The sequence below is a fragment of the Enterobacter sp. ECC-249 genome, from assembly GCF_043965265.1.
Taxonomy (GTDB): Bacteria; Pseudomonadota; Gammaproteobacteria; order Enterobacterales; family Enterobacteriaceae; genus Enterobacter; species Enterobacter quasiroggenkampii.
In genome coordinates this window covers 2066196-2084430 of the sequence record NZ_CP143660.1, presented here as the reverse complement: position 1 = coordinate 2084430, position 18235 = coordinate 2066196, and the positions used below count along the sequence as shown (strand labels likewise).

Annotated in this window: 14 protein-coding genes; 4 read left to right on the top strand and 10 right to left on the bottom strand. The window is 54.1% G+C overall.

Going from position 1 to position 18235, the window contains the following annotated elements:
- Nucleotides 1-55: 55 nt before the first annotated feature.
- Both serC and V1587_RS09880 read right to left on the bottom strand, forming a co-directional pair.
- Nucleotides 56-1144: a 3-phosphoserine/phosphohydroxythreonine transaminase gene (gene serC / locus V1587_RS09885; RefSeq protein WP_371898415.1), complete on the bottom strand. Its 1089-nt coding sequence runs from the start codon at nucleotides 1142-1144 to the stop codon at nucleotides 56-58.
- 162 nt (nucleotides 1145-1306) lie between these two features.
- Nucleotides 1307-1999 carry a DUF421 domain-containing protein gene (locus tag V1587_RS09880; RefSeq protein WP_371898416.1) on the bottom strand — a complete coding sequence of 231 codons (693 nt, stop codon included), beginning with the start codon at nucleotides 1997-1999 and terminating at the stop codon, nucleotides 1307-1309.
- Between the two features lie 127 nt (nucleotides 2000-2126).
- On the opposite strand from V1587_RS09880, the gene ycaO reads away from it, so the two are divergent.
- The 4 genes from ycaO (at nucleotide 2127) to pflA (ending at nucleotide 8430) form a co-directional block, all read left to right on the top strand.
- Nucleotides 2127-3887: a 30S ribosomal protein S12 methylthiotransferase accessory factor YcaO gene (gene ycaO / locus V1587_RS09875; RefSeq protein WP_371898417.1), complete on the top strand. Its 1761-nt coding sequence runs from the start codon at nucleotides 2127-2129 to the stop codon at nucleotides 3885-3887.
- Between the two features lie 406 nt (nucleotides 3888-4293).
- Nucleotides 4294-5151 carry a formate transporter FocA gene (focA, locus tag V1587_RS09870; protein ID WP_008499974.1) on the top strand — a complete coding sequence of 286 codons (858 nt, stop codon included), beginning with the start codon at nucleotides 4294-4296 and terminating at the stop codon, nucleotides 5149-5151.
- 51 nt (nucleotides 5152-5202) lie between these two features.
- The gene (gene pflB / locus V1587_RS09865) at nucleotides 5203-7485 is read left to right on the top strand and encodes a formate C-acetyltransferase (protein WP_023310992.1); all 2283 of its coding nucleotides are present in this window, start codon (nucleotides 5203-5205) and stop codon (nucleotides 7483-7485) included.
- Between the two features lie 204 nt (nucleotides 7486-7689).
- Entirely contained in the window at nucleotides 7690-8430 is a 741-nt protein-coding gene (pflA, locus tag V1587_RS09860; protein WP_371898418.1) for a pyruvate formate lyase 1-activating protein, read from the top strand.
- A 36-nt stretch (nucleotides 8431-8466) separates the two neighbouring features.
- Here pflA and V1587_RS09855 read toward each other — a convergent pair whose 3' ends face one another.
- From V1587_RS09855 to lolA, 8 genes are all read right to left on the bottom strand, one after another.
- Complete coding sequence (locus tag V1587_RS09855; RefSeq protein ID WP_371898419.1) at nucleotides 8467-8997, bottom strand: anti-virulence regulator CigR family protein; 531 nt, start codon at nucleotides 8995-8997, stop codon at nucleotides 8467-8469.
- Between the two features lie 123 nt (nucleotides 8998-9120).
- Complete coding sequence (locus V1587_RS09850) at nucleotides 9121-10269, bottom strand: MFS transporter (RefSeq protein ID WP_045261768.1); 1149 nt, start codon at nucleotides 10267-10269, stop codon at nucleotides 9121-9123.
- 276 nt (nucleotides 10270-10545) lie between these two features.
- Nucleotides 10546-11409 (bottom strand): dimethyl sulfoxide reductase anchor subunit family protein, encoded by an 864-nt coding sequence (locus tag V1587_RS09845; RefSeq protein WP_371898420.1) that lies wholly within the window; start codon nucleotides 11407-11409, stop codon nucleotides 10546-10548.
- A 1-nt stretch (nucleotide 11410) separates the two neighbouring features.
- Nucleotides 11411-12028, bottom strand: coding sequence for a DMSO/selenate family reductase complex B subunit (locus tag V1587_RS09840; protein ID WP_021240882.1), 618 nt, complete (start codon nucleotides 12026-12028; stop codon nucleotides 11411-11413).
- A gap of 10 nt (nucleotides 12029-12038) precedes the next feature.
- On the bottom strand, nucleotides 12039-14483 hold the full coding sequence (gene dmsA, locus V1587_RS09835) for a dimethylsulfoxide reductase subunit A (RefSeq protein ID WP_371898421.1): 2445 nt from the start codon (nucleotides 14481-14483) through the stop codon (nucleotides 12039-12041).
- Nucleotides 14484-14694: 211 nt separating this feature from the next.
- A complete protein-coding gene (gene serS, locus V1587_RS09830; RefSeq protein ID WP_008499983.1) occupies nucleotides 14695-15987 on the bottom strand; it encodes a serine--tRNA ligase in 1293 nt (430 codons plus the stop codon).
- 217 nt (nucleotides 15988-16204) lie between these two features.
- Nucleotides 16205-17548: a replication-associated recombination protein RarA gene (rarA, locus tag V1587_RS09825; RefSeq protein WP_395314576.1), complete on the bottom strand. Its 1344-nt coding sequence runs from the start codon at nucleotides 17546-17548 to the stop codon at nucleotides 16205-16207.
- A gap of 9 nt (nucleotides 17549-17557) precedes the next feature.
- Nucleotides 17558-18172: an outer membrane lipoprotein chaperone LolA gene (gene lolA, locus V1587_RS09820; RefSeq protein WP_032639238.1), complete on the bottom strand. Its 615-nt coding sequence runs from the start codon at nucleotides 18170-18172 to the stop codon at nucleotides 17558-17560.
- Nucleotides 18173-18235: the final 63 nt, after the last annotated feature.

Here is an 18235-nt window from a genome sequence, read left to right as displayed (position 1 = left end):
CAACTCAACATAATAAAAACCCCGCAGGGGCGCTGCGGGGGTGAAAAACAGCAAATTAACCGTGACGACGTTCGAAGTCGATCATGAAATCCGTCAGGGCTTTAACGCCTTCCAGCGGCATCGCGTTATAGATGGAAGCACGCATGCCCCCAACGACACGGTGACCTTTGAGCGCATGCAGGCCTGCAGCGAAGGACTCTTCCAGGAAGACTTTATCCAGGCTGCTGTCCGCCAGCTGGAAAGGCACGTTCATGCGGGAACGGTTAGCGTTCGCCACATCGTTGCGGTAGAAATCGCTCTTGTCGATCACGCCGTACAACAGTTCAGCTTTCTGCTGATTCACCTTATCCATCTGCGCCACGCCGCCGTTTTGCTTCAGCCATTTGAAGACCAGGCCGGAGAGGTACCAGGCAAACGTTGGTGGGGTGTTGAACATAGAATCGTTATCATTCAGCACGGTGTAATCGAGAATCGACGGGCAGGATTTATGTGCTTTACCCAGCAGGTCTTCACGCACGACGACGATAGTCAAACCGGCCGGACCGATATTTTTCTGCGCGCCCGCATAGATAACGCCGTAGCGGCTGACATCAATTGGCGCAGATAGAATGGTAGAAGAGAAGTCGGCGGCAACCACGACATCGCTGCCGAAGTTTGGCGTCTCGTCGATGGCAATCCCGTCAATAGTTTCGTTCGGGCAGTAGTGCAGATACGCTGCGTTATCCGAAAGCTGCCACTCGCGCATTGGCTTCACGGCGCGCAGACCGTCAACGGTCACTTTGGCATCGATAACATTCGGCGTGCAGTATTTATGCGCTTCTTTAACGGCGCTCGCCGCCCAGTAACCCGCGTCAACGTAATCAGCCGTCGTTTTGTCACCGAGGATATTCAGAGGAACGCCTGCAAACTGGCCGCGTCCACCGCCGTGACAGAACAATACTTTGTAGTTCGAGGGAATATTCAGCAGATCGCGAAAATCCTTTTCTGCCTCTTCCGCCACCTGAATAAACTCTTTACCACGGTGGCTGATTTCCATCACCGACGTACCGAGACCGTTCCAGTCACAGAGTTCCTGTTGAGCCTGTTTAAGCACGTCTGCCGGTAACATCGCCGGACCTGAACTGAAATTAAAGACTTGAGCCATTTCCCCTCACCACGCTAAAAGCCATAAGTTATAACTGTGGATATCGGTTTTATCATTCAGTGACACGCGCCGCAATGTCTAAAACTTATGACCCGTGAAATGTGCCCCGCGTCACACAAAACAATCTGCCGCCTCGCCAGGACAAAACCGACAAAATGGCTGTCAGGTGATACGTTTAGCCCGGCTAACCTTCGTCCATTCCGGATTTGCACAGCGGGGGCATAATTGACGATCCCCCGGCTGCATCGCGACAACATGGCTACATCTCACGCAGGCATACTCGCCTGACTCAGGTACGGTTTTGAAACGCTCGATCAGCATATCCGGCAGGATACACAGTCCCGGCTTCACCTCGTCGTCAGAATAGTAATAGACGCTGATCTGCCCGTTAGTTTCCATGATCGCCAGCCGCACCTGCCCGAGCTGTTCAACGCTGTTCAGGCGTAGCTCCATAAAGAACTCAAACTCGGTCATATTGGCGCTTTGTACATTTTCCCAGGCCAGCTGTCCGTCCTCGACGATAACGACCGGCTTCCCTTCAAGCAGATCTTCCAGCTTTTCGCTTTTCGACATCAGCCACATGACAAGACGGTAAAGTAGCGCCAGTGAGACAAAAACGATAAACACCGGCACCATTGGTACGTCGTCATAAAAGGCGACGTCCCCCGCCGCCGAGCCCAGCGTCAGGATAATCAACACCTCAAAGAGCGACATCTGCCGCACGCCGCGACGGCCAGTAATTTTAAGAAACAGGAAGACGAGTACGAAGGTATACAAGCTGCGCAGCGCCACTTCGCCCAGAAATTCAGGAGGAACTTTATCAAACGCCATCCGCTGGAGATCAAATGCTTTCATTTTTCTATGCCTTAACAGTCAGTTACTGCCACTAAGCATAGCCCAGCCTTTTATTTTCGCCGAAGATAGCACCCGTCACGCAAAACCCGTATCATTGCGCGCTTTACGTACGATAAAAGTGAACGCCATGACTCAAACGTTTATCCCCGGCAAAGACGCCGCCCTGGAAGATTCCATCGCTCGCTTCCAGCAGAAACTGACCGACCTGGGTTTTAACATCGAAGAAGCCTCCTGGCTCAATCCGGTGCCTCATGTCTGGTCCGTGCATATTCGCGATAAAGACTGTGCCCTGTGCTTTACCAACGGTAAAGGCGCGACAAAAAAAGCGGCACTGGCCTCTGCACTGGGTGAGTATTTTGAGCGTCTGTCCACCAACTATTTCTTCGCAGACTTCTGGCTGGGCGAGACCATCGCTAACGGCCCGTTCGTTCACTATCCAAATGAAAAATGGTTCCCGCTGACCGAAGATGACGAACTGCCGGAAGGTATTCTCGACGCGCGCCTGCGTGCCTTCTACGATCCAGACAGCGAACTGACTGCCAGCATGCTGATCGATCTGCAGTCTGGCAATGAAGACCGTGGGATCTGCGCCCTGCCGTTCACCCGCCAGTCTGACGAGCAGACCGTCTATATCCCGATGAACATCGTCGGCAACCTGTATGTGTCCAACGGTATGTCCGCCGGTAACACCCGCAATGAAGCGCGCGTGCAGGGTCTGTCCGAAGTCTTTGAACGCCACATTAAAAACCGCATCATCGCCGAATCCATCAGCCTGCCAGAAATTCCGGCAGACGTGCTGGCGCGCTACCCGGGCGTGGTGGAATCCATCGCAAAGCTGGAAGCAGAAGGTTTCCCAATCTTCGCGTATGACGGCTCGCTGGGCGGTAAGTACCCGGTTATCTGCGTCGTGCTGTTTAACCCGACCAATGGTACCTGCTTCGCCTCCTTCGGCGCGCACCCGGACTTCGGCGTGGCGCTGGAGCGTACCGTCACCGAGCTGCTGCAGGGCCGTAGCCTGAAAGATCTCGACGTGTTTACGCCGCCAACGTTTGACGATGAAGAAGTGGCCGAGCATACCAACCTCGAAACCCACTTCATCGATTCCAGCGGCTTAATTTCCTGGGATATGTTCAAGCAGGACGCGGACTATCCGTTCGTGGACTGGAGCTTCGCGGGTACCACGGAAGAAGAGTTCGCCACGCTGATGGCGATCTTCAACGCGGAAGATCAGGAAGTTTACATTGCCGACTACGAACATCTTGGCGTCTACGCGTGCCGCATTATTGTTCCGGGCATGTCCGACATCTACCCCGCTGAAGACCTGTGGCTGGCGAACAACAGCATGGGTGCGCACCTGCGCGAAACGCTGCTGGCTCTGCCGGGCAGCGAGTGGGAGAAAGAAGATTATCTGAACCTGATCGCCCAGCTGGACGAAGAAGGCCACGATGACTTCACTCGCGTACGCGAACTGCTGGGCCTGGCGACCGGTAAAGACAACGGCTGGTATACCCTGCGTATCGGTGAGCTGAAAGCGATGCTGGCCCTGGCGGGTGGCGATTTGGATCAGGCTCTGGCCTGGACCGAGTGGACCATGGAGTTCAACCAGTCGGTCTTCTCCGCCGAGCGCACCAATTATTACCGCTGCCTGCAAACCCTGTTGCTGCTGGCACAGGAAGACGATCGCGAGCCGCTGCAATACCTGAACGCTTTCGTGCGTATGTACGGTGCTGAGGCCGTAGAAGCTGCCAGCGCGGCCCTGAGCGGCGAAGCGCCGTTCTATGGCCTGCAGGCTGTTGATAGCGATCTGAAAGCCTTCCCTGCGCATCAGTCGCTGCTTAAAGCCTATGAAAAGCTGCAGAAAGCAAAAGCCGCTTACTGGTCAAAATAAGCGCATATAACATTACCAGCAGTAGGCGTATTCAATCGTCTGGGCTATATTACGGGGCAATTTCATTGCCCCGTTTTTTATTTTCTTCGGCAATGACTGTTGATTGTAATAATAAAGTTAAACATGGGTAAATATAATAATATTTACCCGAGCTTTACTGTTACTTTTTATGGTAAATACTCCATATTAATTAACTGTCTCAGAGGTGGCTGAACGAAAAAATTCAACTCTTTTCATAACTTTTAAAATTTATTTTTATACGGATAATCAAATACTTACTCCGCATTTGTCGTAAAACCATACACACTGCGGGCCTATAAGCCAGGCGAGATATGATCTATATCAATTTCTCTTCTATAATGCTTTGTTAGTATCTCGTCGCCGACTTAATAAAGAGAGAGTTAGTGTGAAAGCTGACAACCCTTTTGATCTTTTACTCCCTGCTGCGATGGCCAAAGTTGCCGAAGAAGCGGGTGTCTATAAAGCAACGAAACACCCGATGAAGACGTTCTATCTGGCGATCACGGCTGGTGTGTTCATCTCTATCGCTTTCGTCTTCTACATCACCGCCACTACCGGTACTGCCGGAATGCCTTTCGGCATGGCCAAACTGATTGGCGGCATTTGCTTCTCACTGGGTCTGATTCTCTGCGTCATTTGCGGCGCCGACCTCTTCACCTCGACGGTACTGATTGTCGTGGCAAAGGCCAGCGGAAGAATTACCTGGGGTCAGCTGGCACGTAACTGGCTTAACGTCTACGTGGGTAACCTGGTTGGCTGTCTGCTCTTTGTTTTGTTGATGTGGCTTTCTGGCGAGTACATGACCGCCAACGGTGGCTGGGGCCTTAATGTCCTGCAAACCGCCGACCACAAAATGCACCACACATTTATCGAAGCCGTTGCTCTCGGCATCCTCGCGAACCTGATGGTCTGCCTGGCTGTATGGATGAGCTACTCGGGTCGTAGCCTGATGGACAAAGCCTTAATTATGGTTCTGCCGGTTGCGATGTTTGTTGCCAGCGGCTTTGAGCACAGTATCGCGAATATGTTCATGATCCCAATGGGCATTGTTATCCGCGACTTTGCGAGCCCGGAGTTCTGGACCGCAGTTGGTTCATCCCCGGAAAGTTTCTCTCACCTGACTATTATGAATTTCATTACTGATAACCTGATCCCTGTCACTATCGGGAACATTATCGGTGGGGGTCTGTTAGTTGGGTTGACATACTGGGTCATTTACCTGCGTGGCGACGATCATCATTGATGGTTTTCTCAGGCAGTAAATAAAAAATCCACTTAAGAAGGTAGGTGTTACATGTCCGAGCTTAATGAAAAGTTAGCCACAGCCTGGGAAGGTTTTGCGAAAGGTGACTGGCAGAATGAAGTAAACGTACGTGACTTCATTCAGAAAAACTATACCCCGTATGAAGGTGACGAATCCTTCCTGGCTGGCGCAACTGACGCGACCACCAAGCTGTGGGACAGCGTAATGGAAGGCGTTAAACTGGAAAACCGCACTCACGCGCCAGTTGATTTTGACACCTCCGTTGCTTCCACCATCACTTCTCACGATGCTGGCTACATCAACAAAGCCCTTGAGAAAATCGTTGGTCTGCAGACTGAAGCACCACTGAAACGCGCAATCATCCCGTTCGGTGGTATCAAAATGGTAGAAGGTTCCTGCAAAGCGTATAACCGCGAGCTGGACCCAATGCTGAAAAAAATCTTCACCGAATACCGTAAAACCCACAACCAGGGTGTATTCGATGTTTATACCAAAGACATCCTGAACTGCCGTAAATCTGGCGTTCTGACTGGTCTGCCAGATGCGTATGGCCGTGGCCGTATCATCGGTGACTACCGTCGCGTTGCGCTGTACGGTATCGACTTCCTGATGAAAGACAAGTACGCGCAGTTTGTTTCCCTGCAGTCCGATCTGGAAAACGGCGTAAACCTGGAAGCGACTATCCGTCTGCGTGAAGAGATCGCTGAACAGCACCGCGCGCTGGGTCAGATCAAAGAGATGGCTGCTAAATACGGCTGCGATATCTCTGGTCCTGCTACCAACGCTCAGGAAGCTATCCAGTGGACCTACTTCGGCTACCTGGCCGCAGTTAAGTCCCAGAACGGTGCAGCAATGTCCTTCGGTCGCGTATCCACCTTCCTGGATGCTTACATCGAACGTGACCTGAAAGCAGGCAAAATCACCGAGCAAGACGCTCAGGAAATGATTGACCACCTGGTCATGAAACTGCGTATGGTTCGCTTCCTGCGTACCCCTGAATATGATGAGCTGTTCTCCGGTGACCCAATCTGGGCAACTGAATCCATCGGCGGTATGGGCGTTGACGGCCGTACTCTGGTAACCAAAAACAGCTTCCGCTTCCTGAACACCCTGTACACCATGGGTCCTTCTCCGGAGCCGAACATCACCGTTCTGTGGTCTGAAAAACTGCCTCTGAACTTCAAGAAATTCGCCGCTAAAGTGTCCATCGATACCTCTTCTCTGCAGTATGAGAACGATGACCTGATGCGTCCGGACTTCAACAACGACGATTACGCTATCGCTTGTTGCGTAAGCCCAATGGTTGTTGGTAAACAAATGCAGTTCTTCGGTGCGCGTGCAAACCTGGCGAAAACCATGCTGTACGCAATCAACGGCGGCGTTGATGAAAAACTGAAAATGCAGGTTGGTCCTAAGTCTGAGCCAATCAAAGGCGACGTTCTGAACTTCGACGAAGTGATGGACCGCATGGATCACTTCATGGACTGGCTGGCTAAACAGTACGTCACCGCGCTGAACGTTATCCACTACATGCACGACAAGTACAGCTATGAAGCCTCTCTGATGGCGCTGCACGACCGCGACGTTATCCGCACCATGGCGTGTGGTATCGCAGGTCTGTCCGTTGCTGCTGACTCCCTGTCTGCAATCAAATATGCGAAAGTTAAACCAATTCGTGACGAAGACGGTCTGGCTATCGACTTCGAAATCGAAGGCGAATATCCGCAGTTTGGTAACAACGATTCTCGCGTTGATGACATGGCGGTTGACCTGGTAGAACGTTTCATGAAGAAAATTCAGAAACTGACTACTTACCGTAACGCTATCCCGACTCAGTCTGTTCTGACCATCACCTCTAACGTTGTGTATGGTAAGAAAACCGGTAACACCCCAGACGGTCGTCGTGCTGGCGCGCCATTCGGCCCAGGTGCTAACCCAATGCACGGTCGTGACCAGAAAGGTGCTGTTGCCTCTCTGACCTCCGTTGCTAAACTGCCGTTTGCTTACGCGAAAGATGGTATCTCTTATACCTTCTCTATCGTGCCAAACGCGCTGGGTAAAGACGACGAAGTGCGTAAAACTAACCTCGCGGGTCTGATGGATGGTTACTTCCACCACGAAGCGTCCATCGAAGGTGGTCAGCACCTGAACGTGAACGTCATGAACCGTGAAATGCTGCTCGACGCGATGGAACACCCTGAGAAATACCCTCAGCTGACCATCCGCGTATCTGGCTACGCAGTACGTTTTAACTCCCTGACGAAAGAACAGCAGCAGGACGTTATCACCCGTACTTTCACTCAGTCCATGTAAGTGGAATTGACTGAAATCACGCGTTAAAAAGCGTACAATAAAGGCTCCACATAAGTGGGGCCTTTTTAGCACCCTCTCCACCTCAGTCTCTTTTGTCCGCTATCTATACTCTATGGATATCAGCCAAAACAGACTTCAACACAGCCGGCTTTGAGCTGTGCATACTCAGGCCCCGGACGGGCCGATGCTGGAGATATCACCGCAATGTCAATTATTGGTCGCATTCACTCCTTTGAATCCTGTGGCACCGTCGATGGCCCGGGTATCCGCTTTATCACCTTTTTCCAGGGCTGCCTGATGCGCTGCCTGTACTGCCATAACCGTGATACCTGGGATACGCACGGCGGTAAAGAAGTGACCGTTGAAGACTTGATGAAAGAGGTGGTGACCTACCGCCACTTTATGAACGCGTCCGGCGGCGGCGTCACCGCATCCGGCGGTGAAGCCATTCTTCAGGCCGAATTTGTCCGCGACTGGTTCCGCGCCTGCCACAAAGAAGGCATTCATACCTGCCTGGATACCAATGGCTTTGTACGTCGCTACGATCCGGTGATCGATGAACTGCTCGAAGTGACCGATCTGGTGATGCTCGATCTCAAACAGATGAACGATGAGATCCACCAGAACCTGGTGGGCGTCTCCAACCACCGCACGCTGGAGTTTGCCAAATATATTGCTGATAAAGGCATTAAAACCTGGATCCGCTACGTGGTGGTTCCAGGCTGGTCAGACGACGACGACTCCGCGAACCGCCTGGGGGAATTCACCCGCGACATGGGCAACGTCGAGAAAATCGAACTTCTGCCCTATCACGAGCTGGGTAAACATAAATGGGTGGCCATGGGAGAAGAGTACAAGCTTGATGGCGTGAAGCCGCCGAAAAAAGAGACGATGGAACGCGTCAAAGGTATTCTTGAACAGTACGGCCACAAGGTGATGTATTAAAGATAAGGCCCGGTAAAAACCGGGCCTTTTTATATTCTATTTAAACACGCCGTTAATAACGGTCGTCACAATCGCAGTACTCAGGGCAATTAAGACCAGGTCGTCGCCCACTACTCGCCATTCATAGCCGGGATAGGAAGGAAGCTGGTCCAGCATTGAGGCCGGAACGGTTTTCTTCGCAATACCCGGAGGCAGTGGTTTACCGCGCGCCAGGTTTTTCGCGATCCCCGGTGGCAAAGACTTATAGCCCGTTAAGCCGTAATTCACGGCCAGATGGCGGGCATGATCGAAACTGACGCGAGCGTCGACATCATTACCGACATCTTTGCTGTTTTTAACGCTCTTATTCGATTTCCCAGGGTTATCCTGACCGTTTTTTTGCTTATTACCATGGTTACCGGAGTTACCAGAATTCCCGTTACCATGATTGCCGCTGTTACCCTGTCCGCCCCCGTTTCCGTGACCATTGCCATTCCCGTTTCCAGGGTTAGCCATGACCGGAGCCGTTGCAAACGTTAAAGACAACACTACGGCCAGTGCGGTAGTGGAAAAACGACGAATAGACATGATTGCTGCCTTATTGTGGTAGGACTCACCTGAATTATCGTCCGGCGCAATAAACAAACAATAAGTAAAACTCTGAGTTGTGATGGGGACAAAAAAGCCTGTCATCGACAGGCTTTTAATTCATCAGGCATGTGCCACAGGCGTTGGATGTTCACCCGCTTTACGCAGCAGCATTAACAGATAAATAAACGACACGCTGGCGATCATGATAAACAGTAAATTGTCGGAGTAATTCTGCATCAGCATCGCGGTAAACGTCGGCCCTAATAAGCTGCCGATGGTGTAGCTCAGTAACAGCGCCTGGTTCATTGCCACCAGCTGGTGATGCTCGACTTTCTCACAGGCCCAGGCCATCGCGACGGGATAGAGCGTAAAGCCGGCAGCCCCGAGAATGAACAGCGCAGGTGCCATCGCGGCGTTGCTGAGCATGGCAAGACAGCCCATGATCACCACGAAGACCTGAACGCGCAGCACCAGCAGACGGCCAAAGCGGTCCGCCAGGCGGCCAATCGGCCACTGCCCCACAATACCCGCACTCACCATAACCGCCATCCAGAAGCCAATTCCGGAATCGCTGACGCCCTGATGATTCAGATAGAGTGGCATCAGGCCATAGAGCGAGCCGAGGACAATCCCCGAGATAATGCAGCCGTTAACGCCCAGACGCGCCTGACGCAGTCTCAGCATTGGCCAGACGTGGGTTGCTTCCTGGTGTTCGCTGTTCTGGTTCACAATGCGCGTAAAGAGCAGCGGCAGGATCGCGGCCAGCACCATACCTGTCACCCACGGCAGAACGCTCATCAGGTCGGTTGGCAGCTTGCTCACCATCAGTTGTCCCAGCACGGTGCCGACGTAATAAACCATCATGTAGGCTGCCAGCAGGCGACCGCGGTTGCGGGAAGTGCCGCTGCACATCAGCGCACTTTCAACGACCACCCAAATCATCGCGCAGCCTACACCGGCAATAAAGCGCCATGCCATCCAGCTCCAGAAGCCGACCATCAGGCCCAGCCCCGCACACCCGGCAGCGAAAATCAGCGAAGCCAGATAATAGCTGCGGTTAAAGCCAAAGCGCTTAATCAGGCTCCCGGTCAACAGCGTACCCAGCAGGTTCCCGGTAAAAAAGGACGAGCTGACCATACCCACCTGCCAGGTCGGTAAGTTTTCATGGGCGAGCCACAGCGGGACGAGTGTATTTAACACTGCGATCGCCAGGGTCAACAGAAGCAGGCCACAGAGCAACAGCAGCACTGGCCGGGTATAGGTGGTCATGGATTAAAAAGCCGTGAGGAAGTTCAGATTTCGTGCGCATCATGCCACTGGCAAAAACAAAGTCAATCCACTGATTTAGCCGCCTCGCACAATATGTTCCCTGTCGATTTAAAAAACTTATCCTGCTAATGCCACGCCTGCTATAAATATTAATTATGTCGCTGTTTTCATTTATTAATGGGCAAAATTAAAACAAAACGACAGTCGAAAAATTTCATGATCGAAAAAAGAAAAAGCCGGGCACTCAGGCCCGGCTTGATATAACCAAATACAACGTTAACTGGCGATAGCCATACCGACGGTCATATGCAACCCGTAGAACACGCCGCGACCAATCAGTTCACCCGCCAGTACCAGCACAAAAGCCAGTGACAACAGTGGCAGCGCGGGCTGATAACCTTTGAGCTGAGGAGCAATCCAGAATACCAGCGCGGCGACCAGCAGAACGATACGCCAGGCCATCAGCGCACCGTAGTCCGGCACCAGGGCTGAGGCCTGCTGGATAGAGCTGTGAATGGTTGCCAGTTCAGAACCCTGCATCAGGGCGACCATCGCACTTACTACCAGCGCCAGCAGCGAAACGGCAGGTAGCAAACGCATTGCCCATCCGTCGACACCTGCCACGCACAGCAGCAGGTAGCCCAGCAGCGGCCCGCCAATAAACATCGTCAGGAAGAAGCTCATCGGCGTCCAGACGCTGTACCAGGTGGGGACGGTATCGATAGTGTTATAGACACGCACCATCATCCACACGAATACCACGCCCAGCACCATGGTCAGGATCAGCCACAGGCTGCGCAGACCGGCAGGCAACTTCTTCATAGCGGCCAGCAGCCAGCCCAGCCCACCGACGGCAAAGAAAATTGCCCCGCTGGCAATCTCGTTACTGAGGGATGAGGCTCCCACGCGGTTCAGAGAGTTAAACGCGCGCATCGGTGAACCCAGGTGCAGCGTAGAGGCAATAAAGCCAATTCCCATCAGCACCCACAGGCCAAACATGCTCAACACCAGACGCTGCTGCTGTTCGGCATTGAGGTTCCCTTTTAACAACGCCAGCGCGAGCACAATGAAGCCGCCCGCCACGCACTGACCAAAGACCGTGAAGATCATCAGCGGCCATTCATGCCATCCACTTCCCATCTCACACCTCCTTCGGGTTTGCCAGGTAGCCGGTGGTGTCACCTGTAGGACGGCTGTTGGCGTTAGGTTTAATCACAATACTCGGCTTCGTGAAGTGCGCAGACGGCAGCGGCGCCACGGCGGCGAGTTGACCATGTTTTTGACGCAGCTCTTCTATAGGACCGAAGTCCAGCGCGCGTAGCGGGCAGGACTCGACGCAAATCGGCTTTTTGCCATCCGCTACGCGAGTGTGGCAACCGTCGCATTTGGTCATATGACCTTTGGCGGCGTTGTACTGCGGCGCGCCGTACGGGCACGCCATGTGGCAGTAGCGACAGCCGATGCAGACATCTTCATCCACCACCACAAAGCCATCTTCACGCTTGTGCATCGCCCCGCTCGGGCAGACCTTGGTGCAGGCCGGATCTTCACAGTGGTTACAGGCAATCGACAGGTAATACGCAAAGACGTTCTGATGCCAGACGCCGTTATCTTCCTGCCAGTCGCCCCCGGCGTATTCGTAGATGCGGCGGAAGCTAACGTCCGGGGTCAGGTCTTTGTAATCTTTACAGGCCAGCTCGCAGGTTTTGCACCCGGTGCAACGGCTGGAATCAATAAAAAATCCATACTGGGTTGTCATCGGCTACTCCTTAAACCTTTTCAACCTGGACAAGGTTTGTGTGGGATGGATTGCCCTTCGCCAGCGGCGACGGACGCTGCGTGGTCAGCACGTTAATACTGCCCGCCTGGTCGATGCGGTTGGCATCCGGGCTGTACCAGGCCCCTTCCCCTAACGCCACCACGCCGGGCATCATGCGCGGCGTCACTTTGGCCTCAATGTGCACCTCGCCGCGACCGTTGAAGATGCGCACGCGATCGCCGTTGCTGATGCCGCGCGCTTTCGCGTCCATCGGGTTGATCCACATCTCCTGGCGGCAGGCGGCTTTCAGCACGTCGACGTTACCGTAGGTAGAGTGCACGCGCGCTTTGTAGTGGAAACCGGTCAGCTGCAGCGGGAATTTAGCCGTCAGCGGATCGTTGTAGTTCTCAAAACCCGGCGTGTAGATCGGCAGCGGATCGATAACGTCCCCTTCCGGCAGTTCCCAGGTCGACGCGATTTTTGCCAGCTCTTCGGAGTAAATTTCGATTTTGCCCGACGGTGTAGTCAGCGGGTTCGCCTGCGGGTCTTCACGGAACGCTTTGTACGCCACGTGGTGCCCTTCCGGATCGCGCTGTTTGTACATACCCTGCTTGCGGAAGGTATCGAAATCAGGCAGGTCAGGGACCGCCTTACGGGAGAGTTCATGCAGATGGCGCATCCACCCTTCCTGAGTACGCCCTTCGGTAAACTGCTGCTCAACGCCAAGACGTTTCGCCAGCTCAGAGGTCATCTCATAGATGGTTTTGCACTCAAAGCGCGGTTTAATCGCCTGGTCAGTAAAGATCACGTAGGACATGTTGCCGCAGGAGGCGTCCAGCGCGAAATCCATCTGCTCAGAGGCGGTGCAGTCCGGCAGCAGGATATCGGCATATTTTGCCGAGGAGGTCATATGGCAGTCGATCACCACAATCATCTCGCACTTCTTGTCGTCCTGCAGGATTTCATGGGTGCGGTTGATTTCGGAGTGCTGGTTGATGAGACAGTTACCGGCATAGTTCCAGATCATCTTGATCGGCACGTCCAGCTTGTCTTTGCCGCGAACACCGTCGCGCAGGGCGGTCATTTCCGGACCCCGTTCGATCGCATCGGTCCACATAAACATGGAGATGCTGGTCTGAACCGGGTTATCCAGCGTCGGCATACGTTCAAACGGCACTTCATACGAGCCTTCACGCGCGCCGGTGTTACCGCCGTGAATGCCGACGTTGCCGGTCAGAATGGAGAGCATGGAGATGGCACGGGTCGCAATTTCGCCGTTCGCATGACGCTGCGGACCCCAGCCCTGGCTAATGTAGGCCGGTTTGGCTGAGCCAATCTCACGCGCCAGCTGAACGATACGCTCTGCCGGGATGCCAGTGATGGTGGAGGCCCACTCCGGCGTTTTCGCCACGCCATCGCTGCCCTGACCAAGAATGTAGGCTTTGTAATGCCCGTTTGCCGGCGCGCTGGCTGGCAGAGTTTTCTCGTCATAGCCGACGCAGTATTTATCCAGGAAAGGCTGATCGACGAGGTTTTCGGTGATCATTACCCATGCCAGCGCTGAAACCAGTGCCGCATCGGTACCCGGCCGGATTGGGATCCACTCGTCTTCACGTCCGGCACCGGTGTCGGTATAGCGCGGATCGATGATGATCATGCGGGCATTGGATTTAGCGCGAGCCTGTTCGAGATAGTAGGTTACTCCGCCACCGCTCATGCGGGTTTCACCCGGGTTGTTACCGAACAGCACGACCAGCTTACTGTTTTCGATATCTGACGGGCTGTTGCCGTCCGCCCAGCCGCCGTAGGTGTAGTTCAGTCCCGCTGCGATCTGCGCCGAGGAGTAGTCGCCATAGTGATTGAGATAACCGCCGCAGCAGTTCATCAGGCGCGCCACCAGCGTTTTTCCCGGTGGCCAGGAACGGGTCATCGTGCCGCCGAGCGTCCCGGTACCGTAGTTCAGGTAGATAGATTCGTTACCGTACTCTTTAATCAAACGCTGCATGTTGGTGGCGATGATGTCGTAGGCTTCATCCCAGCTAATCCGCTCGAACTTCCCTTCCCCACGCTTACCGACGCGCTTCATCGGGTATTTCAGGCGGTCCGGGTTGTACACGCGGCGACGCATTGAGCGACCGCGCAGACAGGCACGAACCTGATGTAACCCTTCGTAGTTATCGTCCCCGGTATTGTCGGTTTCGACATATTTAATTTCACCATCCACCACGTGCATACGCAGCGGACAACGGCTACCGCAGTTGACGGTACAGGCACTCCACACTACTTTTTCCGGCGAAGTGGCCGGAGACAGAGCATCTGCCGCCGACGCCAGTCGGGTAAAGGGGAGCGTGAAGGCACTGCTGGCTACGGCCAGACCGCCTATGGCCGTGGTTTTCATCAACCCACGGCGAGTGACCTCGGCAGCCATTAATGCTTCAGGCGCGTTGATTTTCATAGAGACTCACTTTGGTTGCTCACAAAGAAAAGAGAGGCGGCGCGAACCGCTATGTAGTTTTATATATAACGAATGCTTTCGTTATCAGCTTTTTATGCTGACTTTCATTCGGAGGAGTATTACTACTTTAGAGGGAGGGGTTATTGCGTCGTATCAAATCAAAGGCATAAAAAAAGCGCCCTGAGGCGCTTTTTTGTTTTAAGACAAATTATTAGCCGATGTACTGCTGGCCCTTCATGTATGGACGCAGCACTTCAGGGATCTCAATACGACCGTCTGCCTGCTGGTAGTTTTCCAGCACGGCAACCAGGGTACGGCCCACAGCCAGACCAGAACCGTTCAGGGTATGCACCAGACGGGTTTTCTTGTCAGATTTGCTGCGGCAGCGTGCCTGCATGCGGCGAGCCTGGAAATCCCAGACGTTAGAGCAGGAGGAGATTTCACGGTAGGTGTTCTGCGCAGGCACCCACACTTCCAGATCGAAGGTTTTGCAGGCGCCAAAGCCCATATCACCGGTACACAGGGCCATACGACGGTACGGCAGACCCAGCAGCTCCAGCACTTTCTCAGCGTGGCCGGTCATCTCTTCCAGCGCGTCCATGGACTCTTCAGGACGGACGATCTGCACCATCTCAACTTTGTCGAACTGGTGCATACGGATCAGACCGCGCGTGTCGCGACCGTAAGATCCTGCTTCAGAACGGAAGCACGGAGAGTGCGCCGTCAGTTTGATCGGCAGATCGTCTTCGTCGATGATCTCATCACGCACGAGGTTAGTCAGCGGCACTTCCGCGGTTGGGATCAGCGCGTAGTTGCTACTGTCCGCTTCTTCGTCCAGCGGACGGGTATGGAACAGATCGCCGGCAAATTTCGGCAGCTGGCCCGTACCGTACAGCGTATCGTGGTTGACCAGATACGGCACGTAGGTTTCGCTATAGCCATGCTGCTCGGTGTGCAGATCCAGCATGAACTGCGCCAGCGCGCGGTGCAGATGAGCAATCTGGCCTTTCATCACCACGAAGCGAGAACCGGTCAGCTTAACCGCTGCCGCAAAGTCCAGGCCCGCGTGCATTTCGCCCAGCGTTACGTGATCGCGCACTTCGAAGTCAAACTCACGAGGCGTACCCCAGCGTTTCACTTCAACGTTGTCGTTTTCATCTTTGCCGACAGGCACGCTGTCGTCAGGAATATTCGGGATAGCCAGGGCAATATCACGAATCTCGGCCTGAAGAACGTCCAGCTCAGCTTTCGCCTGATCCAGTTCTTCACCCAGCTTGTTCACTTCCAGGCGTAATGGCTCAATATCTTCCCCGCGCGCTTTCGCCTGGCCGATGGATTTCGATCGAGAGTTACGCTCTGCCTGCAGATTTTCAGTTTGTACCTGCAGTACTTTACGACGCTCTTCAAGAGCGCGCAGCTTATCTACATCCAGCTTAAAGCCCCGGCGTGCCAGTTTTTCAGCGACTGCGTCTGGCTCATTACGCAGCAGATTGGGATCGAGCATGCTTATCCTGTGCTTATCGAATTAAAATAGGAAAATGTGACCACAGCCTGCGGCCACAAGGTTATACCCTAAATAATTCGAGTTGCAGGAAGGCGGCAAGCGAGCGAATCCCCAGGAGCATAGAAAACTATGTGACTGGGGTGAGCGAGCGCAGCCAACGCACATGCAACTTGAAGTATAACGGGTATACATTGCCAACATTACCGCAACGATTGAACTAACGGTAGCGTTTTATAGGGCTATTTTGATCCTGTCCGGCGAGCCAGGTGAGCTTTTCACCAATCTTGCCTTCAAGACCTCTGTTTGTGGGGTGATAATAGCGCGTTTGTGCCATCTCCTGTGGGAAATATTCCTCCCCGGCAGCGTAGGCATTGGGTTCGTCGTGAGCGTAGCGGTACTCCTGCCCGTAACCCATCTCTTTCATCAGTTTGGTCGGCGCGTTACGCAGATGAACCGGCACATCGTAGTCCGGTCGTTCGCGCGCGTCGGACATCGCCGCTTTGAAGGCGGTATAGACGGCATTGCTTTTCGGCGCACAGGCCAGATAGACAATCGCCTGCGCAATAGCTCGTTCGCCCTCCGCGGGTCCAACGCGGGTGAAGCAGTCCCAGGCCGAAAGCGCGACCTGCATAGCGCGAGGATCGGCATTGCCGACATCTTCTGAGGCAATCGCCAGACAGCGGCGCGCGACGTATAACGGATCGCCGCCCGCAGTGATAATGCGCGCGTACCAGTAAAGCGCCGCATCCGGCGCGCTGCCGCGCACGGACTTATGCAGCGCCGAGATAAGGTCGTAAAAACGATCGCCTTTGTTATCGAAGCGCGCGCTGCGTTCCCCGGCAATTTCGGTGAGCAACTCCTGCTTCAGCACCCGCTTCCCGGCATCGTCGACTTCGGCCATATCGGCCATCATTTCCAGCGTATTCAGCGCCCGACGCGCATCGCCGTTGACCAGCTCGGCAATCGCACGACGCGTGTCGTCAGGCAGAACGATATCCTGCCCGCCGTAGCCGCGCGCTTTGTCGTCCATCGCCTGGCTGAGAACCTTTTCGATATCCTCGGTGGTCAGCGATTTGAGCAGGTAAACGCGCGCACGGGACAGCAGCGCCGAGTTCAGTTCGAAGGACGGGTTTTCGGTGGTCGCGCCGATGAAGAAGATCGTGCCGTCTTCAATATGCGGCAGAAAGGCATCCTGCTGGCTCTTGTTAAAGCGGTGGACTTCGTCCACGAAGAGGATGGTGCGCCGCCCGGCATTGCGGTTCTGCCGCGCACGCTCGATCGCCTCACGGATCTCTTTCACGCCGGAGGTGACCGCCGAGATGCGTTCGACGTCCGCGTTGGCATAGCGGGCGATCACTTCTGCAAGCGTGGTCTTGCCGGTGCCAGGGGGTCCCCAGAGGATCATCGAATGGAGTTGCCCGGCCTCAATGGCGCGCGGCAATGGCTTACCGGCAGCCAGCAGGTGTTGCTGGCCGATGTACTGCGCTAAATTTTCTGGCCGCATACGAGCGGCCAGAGGTTGAAACGCGTTATCTGAAAAATCGAGCGACAGATTGCCCACTCACGCCTCTTACTTATTACGTTGGTCATCCACCGTTACGCCCTGCGGCGGGGTAAAGGTGAATTTCGATGCATCAACGGCGCCGTTCTGCTGAGACTTGAGCTGGTAGCTGCTGCGCTGATCGTCCTGCTCAACCGCGCCGAACTGATTAATGGTACCGTTGGTGCTTACGTTAATGGTGAACTGCTTCAGGTTGCCGTTGCTGCCTTTCGGCGTCAGGACAAACTCGTCACCCGTCTGTTTAATATTGTACTGCTGCCAGTCGCTGGCCTGGTTACGGGCAATCAGCATAAACGGCGTATTGCTGGTGGCATCCTTCAGCCAGGTCGCTGTAGCCTGCTCAACGAACGGGTTGAAGAACCATAAGGTTTTACCGTCAGATACCAGGATGCTCTCATCCGGCTGGGTCATATGCCAGTTGAACAGATTTGGGCGTTTTACCCATAAATCTCCCTGGCCTTCCTGCACCGCGTTGCCGCTGCCGTCAGTCACTTTTTGCGTGAAGCTTGCGTGGAAGCTGCTTACTTTATCCAGTCGGCTTTTAAGGTCGCTGGCTGCATCAGCCCAGACGCTGCTGGCGACAAAACTGGTGAGTAATGCACAGGCGATGGCGATTTTTTTCATTGTTATTCCTTAAAATACGTCTTCCCGGTATGGGGTTTCCGTCTTCTATTCTGGACCTGCCCG